The 12,291-nt window shown below is 32.6% G+C and carries 9 protein-coding genes; 3 read left to right on the forward strand and 6 right to left on the reverse strand.

Annotation, left to right across the window (positions count from 1 at the left end; genetic code table 11):
* Window positions 1-112 precede the first annotated feature (112 nt).
* A complete protein-coding gene (locus F6K27_RS10665; protein ID WP_287276235.1) occupies window positions 113-1,483 on the reverse strand; it encodes an NB-ARC domain-containing protein in 1,371 nt (456 codons plus the stop codon).
* A 297-nt stretch (window positions 1,484-1,780) separates the two neighbouring features.
* On the opposite strand from F6K27_RS10665, the gene F6K27_RS10670 reads away from it, so the two are divergent.
* Window positions 1,781-2,350, forward strand: coding sequence for a DUF6232 family protein (locus F6K27_RS10670; RefSeq protein ID WP_287276237.1), 570 nt, complete (start codon window positions 1,781-1,783; stop codon window positions 2,348-2,350).
* Window positions 2,351-2,431: 81 nt separating this feature from the next.
* Window positions 2,432-2,830: a hypothetical protein gene (locus tag F6K27_RS10675; protein WP_287276239.1), complete on the forward strand. Its 399-nt coding sequence runs from the start codon at window positions 2,432-2,434 to the stop codon at window positions 2,828-2,830.
* A gap of 552 nt (window positions 2,831-3,382) precedes the next feature.
* On the opposite strand, the gene F6K27_RS10680 is transcribed toward F6K27_RS10675, so the two are convergent.
* Together F6K27_RS10680 and F6K27_RS10685 are read right to left on the reverse strand one after the other, a co-directional pair.
* On the reverse strand, window positions 3,383-3,928 hold the full coding sequence (locus F6K27_RS10680; protein ID WP_124144754.1) for a hypothetical protein: 546 nt from the start codon (window positions 3,926-3,928) through the stop codon (window positions 3,383-3,385).
* A gap of 15 nt (window positions 3,929-3,943) precedes the next feature.
* Window positions 3,944-4,675: a DUF429 domain-containing protein gene (locus F6K27_RS10685; protein WP_124144753.1), complete on the reverse strand. Its 732-nt coding sequence runs from the start codon at window positions 4,673-4,675 to the stop codon at window positions 3,944-3,946.
* A gap of 314 nt (window positions 4,676-4,989) precedes the next feature.
* On the opposite strand from F6K27_RS10685, the gene F6K27_RS10690 reads away from it, so the two are divergent.
* Window positions 4,990-5,850, forward strand: a complete 861-nt coding sequence (locus F6K27_RS10690) for a transposase (RefSeq protein ID WP_287276241.1) — start codon at window positions 4,990-4,992, stop codon at window positions 5,848-5,850.
* Between the two features lie 1,116 nt (window positions 5,851-6,966).
* Here the strand turns inward: F6K27_RS10690 and gntT are convergent.
* The 3 genes from gntT to F6K27_RS10705 all read right to left on the reverse strand — a co-directional run.
* Window positions 6,967-8,349 (reverse strand): guanitoxin biosynthesis MATE family efflux transporter GntT, encoded by a 1,383-nt coding sequence (gene gntT / locus F6K27_RS10695; protein ID WP_287276243.1) that lies wholly within the window; start codon window positions 8,347-8,349, stop codon window positions 6,967-6,969.
* Between the two features lie 786 nt (window positions 8,350-9,135).
* Window positions 9,136-10,530: a serine/threonine-protein kinase gene (locus F6K27_RS10700; protein ID WP_287276245.1), complete on the reverse strand. Its 1,395-nt coding sequence runs from the start codon at window positions 10,528-10,530 to the stop codon at window positions 9,136-9,138.
* A gap of 73 nt (window positions 10,531-10,603) precedes the next feature.
* Window positions 10,604-12,291, reverse strand: a 1,688-nt coding sequence (locus tag F6K27_RS10705; protein ID WP_287276247.1) for a serine/threonine-protein kinase, incomplete at its 5' end; no start/stop codon positions are given.

The following is a 12,291-nucleotide window of genomic DNA, read 5'->3' on the forward strand; positions in this document are numbered from 1 at the left end:
GTATATCTAAAAATTATTAGGAAGCTCAAATTAACATTGCCGTCTTCAAGAAGATAGTTTAATTACTATTGCTATTTAATTGTCTGTATTGTTTGTGTAAAGCACTTATAGTTTAGTTTTGCATCTGAAAGTTTTTAATATATTCTTTGAATAAGGAAGGTAGGCTAAATAAGCTATTGTTAGTTTTTATTTGATGTAATAAGTATCGTCTTTTCAGGGATTGTAATCCATTGACAATATCTATAGAGGACAATGAGCAGGATTTTTTTAAGTCTTCTATTGAAACATTTTCATCGCATTTACTTATTGTTAAAACTATTTGTTTTTCTACGTCTGACATTCTCTGACATGAGGTGTCGAAAAGTAGTTTCATTTCTTCTGTGATAATTAAGTTCCCTTCAGCTATCAATTGAGATACTAGGTCTTGAAAGATATCTTTGATTAAAGTACATATATATTGTAAGTATAAGGGATTGCCTATATACATATTGTTTAAATTCAACCAATTTTCTCGGTCTTGTAGTTTATATTCTTTGATTATTTCTATTCCTGCTGAATTATCTAAGCCTCCTAATTCTAGACATTGAATTGGATATAATTCTCGGTCTAAGGCTGTCATTTCCTGAGCTTTTTCTTGACTAATTAATATTACACAACTTTGATGTTCGGTTTGAGCTATTGCTTGGAAGAGGTTTTGATATTCTGTGTGTTGAGTTTGATATTGTCCGGCAAATTTTCTACTGATAAATATATTTTGTACGTCATCAAGAACGATTAAACATTTTTGTTTAGATAATAAGTCTAAAAATTGGGTCAATTGTTCGTCTGAGATGAGAATATTTTGATTTTCGATACTGATTTTTTTTAAGAGGTCGGTCATCAGAGAGTTTAGAGATTTAACAAGTTTTAAATTTCTCCAAATTACTACATCGAACTGTTGGATATTCAAGTCAATAAATCTTTTGACTAGGGTTGTTTTGCCAATACCGCTTAATCCTAATACTGCCATTAGACGAGTTTTTTGATGGAAGATATAGTTGGAGAGAATTTCTAGTTCTTTAGTACGTCCGTAAAAGTAAGCAGGATTAATTGTAGGGGCGATACTTAAATCCTGAAAAGTTGTTTTAGCTATATCTTTGATTTGAGAATATTGAGGATATTTTTGATACTGATATAGAGTTTGTGACCCGAAGTTAAAATTACAGTAAATAGAAGATTTTTCTTGTATGTGTAATCTTTCAATACTAGAGCGAAAATTAGATTTATTAATATCTTCTCCTAAACTCTCGGAAAAAGTTTTCCATAGTTGATAACCTACATCTCGAACTCGACTTTCACTACGGTTGCATTCTTGTGCAATATTTTCATAAGTTTTACCTTGCCAAACACCTTTAATAACTGTTTCTTGAATATCATCTAAATGTTTTCCTCTATGAGCAAAAACTAGGCGATCGGCAAATTGTAAAATTTCCGTAATAGTCATTTAGTTTAGTTCTAATAATAGTTTCAACCATTTTAACTCATCTCCATAGGACGTTTCACGATATTTTCCTATATTCACTTGATTTTTATTTACAAAGATCGCGATTTAATCAAACAATTTACTATAGTCAAAACTAGATTTAACTCTTACACTATGTCTTAAGGGTATGATTAGAAATCTTCTGACTCAATATTATGAGTAGTTAATATTTTTAGTCTATCTAAACTAAGTTGTAAAGCTTGAAAAAAGCTGACTGCTAAGTCCTAGTACAAGAATAATTTTGAAGTCAATTGAAGGGTGGATGATAATTTACCAAAATCTTATCCTGAACCAGAAGAAGTAGAACCATCAGTTCTAAAAGTTAGAGGAAAAACTCTAATCTACGAAAATACTATTTATCAAATTAACAACATTACCAGTATTAGTTTGATTGAAGTTAAAAACACTAAAAAAAGAACTAGACATTATTCAATTATGCGACTTATAGGTGCTATATTACTTATTTTTATAGCTGTTATATTACTTCAATCTCCAAACAAAAATTTCCAAATATTTGGCTTACTATTGATAATTGTTGATATTTTGCTATTGTGTCATTACCGACCTAATAAAACTTCTCAACAGTATGGTCTAGTTATTGAAGGAAATTCTGGCTATAAAAACATTATAGTTAGCTCAAGTAAACGATGGATTCAAAGAATAATTATTGAATTATGGTTTGTTATGAATGCTGGAACAGACAAATTAAAACCCTCAACCTTTAACTTTAATGATTATTCCATAAATGGAAGCAATATTAATTCTCCTACCCTACTTGACAATACTATTCAGGGAAATTTAGATGTAAATGTAGTAGATATAGTGTGATAATTCCGTAAATTTTCTAGTTAAAAGGTATGGGATTGTTTTTAAAGTAATAAATTTTTCATAATTAAGTAAATTTCAAATATGGAAGACAAATCTACCAGAATTACAAATCAAAATTCTCCTACAGTTACAGGTAATAAAGTGCAGGGCAATCTTAGTGTTACTGTTACTACTTCTATCAATAAATTACCAGATTCTTCCGAACCAAACAAACCAGGAATTAAAGAATCTTTGACTCAACTTCAAGCAGCAATTGAAGCAGAATCAAATTTGAGTCAAAAGTATAAAGAAAAAGCTTTAAAGCAATTACAAAGTCTGGCAGAAGCAGGGAAAAATCCCCAGGGAAATCAAGAAATAGCAGAAAAAGCAATTATATTTTTAAAAGGATTATTTACAGGAATACCTAAGACAGCAAAATTAATCGAACAGTGGGAAAAATTATTACCAGCGATCGCTAGTTTCTTTGGATTTGAAAATTAGGATATATCAGCAAATCTTCAGATGACGAAAAGACAATTAAATTGGTGAGGAATTAAAACTTAATCCCAACTTTGACACATGAGAAAATTCCGACAAAAAACTTACCACTTGTAAGTTGGGTTGAGGAACGTTAACAGAGCTTATCCGTAGAATAAACCCAACAAAAATAGAGGTGTATTTCGACTTTTTTCATCTTTCTTTTGCTATATATGTTGGGTTGCACTGTCACTTAACCCAACCTACGGTATTCCCGATTTTTACAGGTCATAAAATTAGACAAAAAATTTACTATTTGTAGGTTGGGTTGATAAAAAAACTCAATAAAAATAGAGGCATATTTCGATTTTTTTCATCTTTCTTTTGCTATATATGTTGGGTTGCGCTGTCGCTTAACCCAACCTACGTTATTCCCGACTTTTACAGGTCATAAAATTAGACAGAAAATTTACTATTTGTAGGTTGGTTTGACAAAGGAAACTCAACAAAAATAGAGATGTATCTCAATCTTTTTTCCTCTTCCCTTTTACTGATAACTAATAACTGAAATTACCCTCACTCTATTTCTTTATTTCCAAGTTCAAACCCATTGTCTTTAACATAAACATAAGGAATAGTTGTGGCCTTAAAATCAACTATATTAGCTGCATTTTGTACCCACTCACAATAAAGTGGGTTTAATTGTTGATAAATTTGTTTGAGATTTTGTATTTCTGCTTCAAGTTGATTAGCTTTTTCGTTGACTTTTTTCACTTGCTCCTGTAATTGTTTTCCCCCTTGATAAACTTTTTCTTGTAGTTCATGCCATTCTAGTCGAGATTTTTTTGGTGCTAATGTAGTTTTTTTCTGATTAAGTTGTGCTTCTAATATTTTGAGAGATTGATTAATTTCTTGTAATTCTTCTTGCCACTTTGCAGCTTCTTCAGCATTTTTTTTGTGAAATTCTGCTAGTGTTTCAGGAGTATTATTTGGAGGAAAACTCACATCTATTCGGAAAGAAGAACGTTGATGACGAAGAGTATCTACTTCGGTCTGTAAAGTTTCTACTTCGGTCTGTAAAGTTTCTACTTCTGATTTGAGTTCTGCTATATTTTCTTTCATATATTTGAACAGGATTTAATCTAGTCGTTCAGGAACTACTATATATCCGGTGGTGTCATCGCCCAAAACTAAATTTTTTGCTTGACCCCAATACCACCAGTATGCACCAATATAAGCACAGATTAAACTATCTAATTTATCTTCTGTAATTTTGAGGGTAGCTATACTATTGATATTTTCAGTATCTAGGAAATTTTCGGAAATTTCTAGAGTTGGTTCGAGGGTAGTTAAGATATTTGTTATGTATTGGTGCAGTTTCAAAAGTTCTGATTTACGGTCTGCTAATTTCCCTTTTTTGTATTTCATAATTTTTTCTAAACTAAATAAATTAACTATAGCTGGATGAGGATAAACTTCGATTTGAAAACGTCCTGGTTGTTGCGGTTCAATTGTTGGTGCATGAATAAATCCTTTAGCTGTCAAACTCATGCCAAAATTCACGGTTTTCTGAGCAAAAGGACGGTTAAGATTTGCTGGATAACATCCAGCATGATAACGACCAAAATATTTATGAGTAAGTTTATCTGGTAGTCTAGTTCCTGTTTGATTGGGAATTATTGTTGGAGCATCTACGGCAATTAGAGCAGGAGTTGGTAAAGGAGTAAAATTATCAATCCAATTGAGAATATCTTCAGTTTCTAATATGCAGTCTAAGTCTAATATATTTAATTTTTTGTCTGAGTATTGTAGACAGCACAAACCACTTTTTCCCGAACTCCAACCGAGGTCTATTCCTATAAATTTCATAGTGTTGTTTTGGTAAATAGGGTTTGCTGAAAAAGTATTTTTTCAGGGTAATTTAAGTCATCAGTTATCAGTACCTATACAACAAGGAGGCTTTGAAGTAAACATTTCCTCCGGAATGCTGCGCAAACAGCCGTCAGCTCTCAGCTATCAACTAATATCTACTATTTGTCAATGACTAGAATTACCGAAAAGCGACGTTGAAGGCCGCCGTGTTTTAACCGGGGGATGAAAACAAGCGAGTCGTTTAGACTAGACAACTAAAGTTTTCCTGTGCTATTATTACCTACAATAACTTTTCGGTCTGCCCGTTTCAAATGTACTGTTGTCAGCAAGTTTTAGTAGGTAAAAATCCTGAATTAATTCCCATTTTAACATTCTTGTGCGAACAGTCTCACAAGCTCACTAACATGGGAATATATTATGCCAGACAATTATATTTTAAGTCTCAAAAAACTCTGGGTAAGTATGACTTGGAAAAGGTCTACAAAAAGAACAATCACTATAAAGTTTTACATTCTCAAGCAGCACAACAAATATTGAGAACTGTAGCTGAATCATTTAGGTCTTATTATGGTCTTATTATTGCCTATAATGAAGGTAAAATCACAGACAGACCAAAAATTCCTAACTACAGAAAAAAAGGGGGAATGGCTACAGTTAGTTACCCCAAGCAAGCACTAAAACTTAAAGGTAATCAAATTAGAGTACCACTAGGTAATACTTGTAAGCGCTGGTTTGGTCTAGATTGTTTTTATATTCATAAGCCGAGTAATCTCGATTTTTTATCTATTAAAGAACTGAGAATATTACCGAGAAACAAATGTTTTTATTGGGAATTTATCCATGAGAAAGAAATAGTAGTTAAACCTCAATTAAACCAAGATAATGTATTAGGAATAGACCATGGTTTAAATAATTGGTTGACCTGTGTATCGAACGTGGGTACGAGCTTAATTGTAGATGGTAAACATCTCAAATCAATGAATCGTTGGTACAACAAACAAGTATCAACTATCAAAGAAAATAAACCGACTGGATTTTGGTCAAATAAACTAGCTGCAATTACTGAAAAACGTAACCGCCAAATTCGTGACGGTATAAATAAAGCAGCCAAAATAGTCATTAATCATTGCGCACAAAAATTCTATTGGTACAATTGTTTTTGGTTGGAATAAAGGTCAGAAAAATCAAATAGATAATGGTCATAAAAAGAATTCAGAATTTGTACCAATTCCTACAGCTAGACTCAAAGAAAGAATAGCTCAATTATGCTCTGAATATGGGATTATATTTATAGAAACAGAAGAAAGTTATACAAGTATTGCTTCATTTTTAGATGGTGACGATCTGCCTATTTATGGTGAGAAACTCGGTGCTGGTGCTCGGAACCTGAGTCCGAGCAAGGAAGCACCGACCCTACGGGCCAATGATTGGAAACCATCAGGAAAAAGAATAAAGCGATGCAGCGCCGCCAAAGGGGGTTTCCCCCATGAGCGACTGCATCAAGACAGCGTGGTTTGTATAGGAGTAGTAATAATTGTTTTGTGAATGCAGACTGTAATGGGGCTGCAAATATCATCACAAAAGTAAGCCGCAAAGCTAAGTTTAGACTTAAGCCGACTGTGTAGGGGCACAATGAAATTGTCCCCAGAGAATGTATTTCAGCTAAGAAGAAACGGAGCAACACGGATTTATCCTGTTGCATAGTATCTGCTTAGAATCCCCGTGACTTGAGTCCGGGGAGTAGTCAATTGGGTATTTGTACTTGTTCAAAATTTGTTTTTTTTGAGGCTATACCTCTCGGCTGAAAATTGGCATATTTGAGGTGTTATTAACGTAAATACTAGCTTGTAGCCTTGTATTGAAGAGTCTATTCTTAGGTGTAGGCACAACATTGGCACAATATCTTATGTACAAACTATGTACCAAATCGCTGAAACAACGCAAGTTCGTGAAATATTTTGTAATAATTTGGGGAAAATTAGACTACTTTGATTTAGATAAATAATATTAAAAGCTGATTTGATTAGTCAAAAAGGCCATCTGGGAGTAAATCCCGGAAGGCAGGTGCTATGTTAGCGCAGCTCCTCTGTCAAGAGGCAGCAGAAAGCCCCTAACAGTGATGTTAGGGAATCCCGCGCTGTCTCGTAGAGCAGCGTCGGGAGGATGTCAATCAGTGTTATACCAATGCAAAAAATAATGCAAGACCTTGCTCAAGGCTTAATTTATTAAGTAATAAGTAAGTAAGAGCAATGTTTTTAGTGTGTATTATTCTTCTGTTTACTACTCCCCTACTCCCCTACTCTCCTACTCCCTAACACCAAATTTTTTTCATTATTGTCTTTGATAAGTTCTATTGAGGGAGAAAATTTTTCAACGATTATATTAGGAATAGCTTTACCTAAAGTAATCGCCCTAGCTGCCATAAACATTGCTAAAGCTAACCATAATATATGATTACTTTTTAACAACCAACCCAGTATAGCAAATGGTAAAAATCCTACTAAACTAGCAATTAATGTAGAATTTCGTAATAAATTTCCTTGAGTTAAACCAAGAAAATATCCATCTAATATATAAGCCATCCCTCCAAACCCCAAAACAGGTATTAGCCAAAAAACATAACTATTAATATTGTGAATAACTTCAGTATGATTAGTCAATAAACTAAATAAAGGAGTAGGGAATAAACAGAATACTATAGCAAAAGTTAACCCGATACTCACACTAATTATTCCTGATAATTTTACTAATACCTTTAATTGTTCTTGATTTCCTTCACCATAACTTTTACCTGCTAAACTTTCTGTGGCAAAAGCTAAACCGTCAATAAAATAAGCAGCTAATGTCACTACCTGTAATAACAGAGTATCAGTTGCTAAAATTAAAGTATTTATGTATGAACTTAAATTAGTAAATATCGCAAAAGTAGAAATTAGGGCAAAAGTGCGAATCAAAATATCTAGATTGAGAATCAAAGTTTCTCTAATTACTTGAGGTTGCCAAATATTTTTGATTAACTGAGGAATTTCTGTCAAAGAGATGAACTGAAAAACACAAATTATGCCTACGACTAAAGTCATATATTGACTTATTGCTGTAGCAGTACCCGCACCGCTACTTTCCCATCCCCAACGGACTATAAAAATATAATCTAAGATAATATTTGTGCCTTTATTAACTACTGATAATAGTAAAACTTTTCCTCCTTGTTCGAGTCCTAAAAACCAACCTATTAATACGAAGTTTAATAAGGTAGCAGGGGCACCCCAAATTAAACTTTGATAGTAGCTAATACCACTAGCTTTTACTTCTGGAGTTGCACTAAGTAAACTAAAGCCAATTTCTCTCAAAGGATATTGAAAAATTAGAATAATTGTGCCAATAACTAGAGCAATTAAGCAGTTCCGTAGACAAATTTGTTTTACTTCCTGATGGTTTTCACTTCCTCTAGCTTGAGCAGTTGTACCAGTAGTACCCATGCGTAAAAAGCCAAAAGTCCAGTAAATATAGTTAAATAAAACTGTGGCTAGGGAAACTCCTGCTAAATTATGAATTTCATCTAAATAACCTAAAAAAGCTAAGTCTACTAGACTTGCTAAAGGAACCATTAAATTAGATAAAATGTTGACTAAAGTTAATCGGAGAAAGCCATTGTTAATAACAGATTTCATATTTTAAAAATAAGGGTTAGTTACCAGTTATCAGTTATAATAGCAATCTCCTTTTATTTGTGTCTAAAATCTTACGGCTTTTTGGGAATAGGGAATAAGTAATGAGCAATAGTTTCGGAGTTTATTTCTCGTTTTTGAATTGTTACAATATATTTAGGATTATTATAGTACCTCGGTTGATTTTTCTCTTCGTCTTCAAAGAGGAAGGTTGAGACCTGATTTTTTTGTCAGAAAATGATATTACTATTTTACTGTAATTCATTGAAAATTAGATACTGATTAAATCGGAAATTTTAGAGCTTTTCAAGATATTTTTTTTGACTACTGATAATAGGGTTGATAAACTTTTCAAAGTCACTACTGTCAGAAGTTTGTTGAGAAATAACTTATTTAACGTCGAGAAAATAAAAGTCTACTTATAGTATTTTGTTGAAATAGTAAAGTACAGTTTCTCTGAGAATATTTCCCTGGTGAAGTACACACCGAAGCGGGCAAGATACCCGCACTGGGAACATTCAATATCAGCTAAAAAACTGCTGTAATTATTTTCGATGATTGAGGCATTTCCTTTTGTTTTGAGCTTGAAATGAATCTTCTATTTTCGTGGATACAAGGGGTTCATTTAGTTGAATATTATAAGCTCTGAATATAGCAAAAGCAGCACTTAAAATTGCCATATATACAATAGTGGTAATTAATGCTATTTGAGTCAAATTTTTTCTTCGAGAGGGGGCTAATACTTCTAAGGGAATTAAAGCATCAATAGCTAATTCTGCTGATGAATACCTAAATCCCGAGAGAAAAAAGTCCTATTAGAACAGGTATTACAGATAAAACACCACAAACTATTATGTGTTTAAAAATTTTGTTGTTTATGAAATTAACTAAAGCACATACTGCTATACATATTAATGCCCACCGAATAAATAGAGGATGGAATTGCAATAAACTAAACCAGTAAAATATAGCCACTGCCACGAGAAAGCGATAAAAAAAGAACATGAAAATGGAGCCAACTTCTAATTTAGCCACACTACCAGTTTTCACCTCAACATTTATAGTTTCAATTTCTGATGCTGAATTATTATGTAAAATTATCTCCCTTTTATGAATTTCATTTTCTACTAACTTACTGGTATCGACTGTAATTTCACACCCTATATTATTGCCTTCAAATTTATTCGGTGAAAATGAAATCCAACTATGGTCATAAGGAGTATGAGGAGGGTCATTAACATGGGGAGCAACTTCCCATCTACCAGATAAAATTGTCTGTGGAATTGGATTACTAATCTCTATAACACCTGTTAATTTTTCTCCCCATTTATCGCTAGTAAATTTCAGATTTTTTCGACTAATTCTGACTTTCGGTAAACGATTTACATTTAAAACTCGAAGAGCAGCTAAAGCCTTCTTAGCATTTTCATATCTATCACTATATTTTGGTTCTGTTATCTTTTCCAACCAATTAATCCAACCCCTTTCTAATGGTGGAACTAAATGACGAAAAATTATCCGATAATCAGCATCTATTAAATTTCCAATATCTCCAGATTTTATCCCTGTTAATAAACAAATTAATGTCGCACCAAGACTATATAAATCTGAAGCTGTTGTTAAAGAGCGATTAAACATTTGTTCGGGAGACATAAATCCCATCGTACCTTTAACAACACTACTTGCTGCTATTTCTCCTCCTCCCATTCTGGCAAAACCAAAATCTACTAAATAAACATTTAACTCCTCATCAATTAAAATATTTTCTGGTTTAATATCTCGATGAATAACAGGTTTTCGTCTACTTTGCAGATAGACTAAAATTTCTAAAACTGAAATAGCAATCTGTTTAATTTCTTGTGGTTGCCACTGACGAGAAATTACTGCTGATTCTGCTGCAATATATTCTTGAATCATGCAGAAACCATCAGTAGTTTGAAAGGAATCTAAATATTGAGGAATTCCTGGATGATTGAGACTTTTTAAGACTGTAATTTCTTGAGAATAGGCGTCATATTCTGCCCAAGTTGCTCCTAGTTTGGCAAATTGAAATTGTTTAATAACTACGTTTTTTTGAGTATTGATGTTTTTGCCTAGATAAGTGATTCGCCCACCAATATTATTGTGACCAAGTTCTCTAATTATTTGATAGTCATCGGCAGAAAAGTTAGGGGAATTATTCATATGTTTTTAGTAGGTTTTAGGGAACACGAAATAGTTAGGTTATTGGAGATTTTTCCTAATACTTAAATTGTGGTTATGGTTGAATTAAATTTGGCTCAGATTTTCTGTATTGAGAAAATATTTTGATTGGTTCGGATAGCAAGTAAATTAGGGGTATTAGAGTAGCAAAAAGAGAGGCGATCGCTACTATTTGTGAGACTAAAATTTCTCCTAAAGTAAAGCAGTGTAGTTGAAGAATGACTTCAGAAAAAAGCTTAAAAGTTATAATTAAGCTAAAGTATAGCCCTATTGTTAAAAAAGTTATAAGTCTTTTTTCTTTCGAGAACAATTGACCTATGGAAAATTGACCTATCTCGTTTTTAGGTATTATTAATTTAACTGTTTTTGCCAATATAAACAAATACAGTAAAACTAAAAAATACGGAACTACCAATATTAGTAACATTGCTATAGCTTCTGGTTGAAATATACCTACTCCTATATTGAAAAAACAAATAATTATTAACCATGTAACAATTGCCTTGTCTATGTCATTAACTATGAGGTTAACGAAAGGACGGAATGCTATAGATATTACTAAAATAAATACAGGATGTAATTGCAAACTAAACCCGCAAAATATAGCCACTGCCACGAGAAAGCGATAAAAAAAGAACATGAAAATGGAGCCAACTTCTAATTTAGCCACACTACCAGTTTTCACCTCAACATTTATAGTTTCAATTTCTGATGCTGAATTATTATGTAAAATTATCTCCCTTTTATGAATTTCATTTTCTACTAACTTACTGGTATCGACTGTAATTTCACACCCTATATTATTGCCTTCAAATTTATTCGGTGAAAATGAAATCCAACTATGGTCATAAGGAGTATGAGGAGGGTCATTAACATGGGGAGCAACTTCCCATCTACCAGATAAAATTGTCTGTGGAATTGGATTACTAATCTCTATAACACCTGTTAATTTTTCTCCCCATTTATCGCTAGTAAATTTCAGATTTTTTCGACTAATTCTGACTTTCGGTAAACGATTTACATTTAAAACTCGAAGAGCAGCTAAAGCCTTCTTAGCATTTTCATATCTATCACTATATTTTGGTTCTGTTATCTTTTCCAACCAATTAATCCAACCCCTTTCTAATGGTGGAACTAAATGACGAAAAATTATCCGATAATCAGCATCTATTAAATTTCCAATATCTCCAGATTTTATCCCTGTTAATAAACAAATTAATGTCGCACCAAGACTATATAAATCTGAAGCTGTTGTTAAAGAGCGATTAAACATTTGTTCGGGAGACATAAATCCCATCGTACCTTTAACAACACTACTTGCTGCTATTTCTCCTCCTCCCATTCTGGCAAAACCAAAATCTACTAAATAAACATTTAACTCCTCATCAATTAAAATATTTTCTGGTTTAATATCTCGATGAATAACAGGTTTTCGTCTACTTTGCAGATAGACTAAAATTTCTAAAACTGAAATAGCAATCTGTTTAATTTCTTGTGGTTGCCACTGACGAGAAATTACTGCTGATTCTGCTGCAATATATTCTTGAATCATGCAGAAACCATCAGTAGTTTGAAAGGAATCTAAATATTGAGGAATTCCTGGATGATTGAGACTTTTTAAGACTGTAATTTCTTGAGAATAGGCGTCATATTCTGCCCAAGTTGCTCCTAGTTTGGCAAATTGAAATTGTTTAATAACTACGTTTTTTTGAGTATTGATGTTTTTGCCTAGATAAGTGATTC

This window comes from Okeania sp. SIO2F5 (assembly GCF_010692685.1).
Classification (GTDB): Bacteria; Cyanobacteriota; Cyanobacteriia; order Cyanobacteriales; family Microcoleaceae; genus Okeania; species Okeania hirsuta.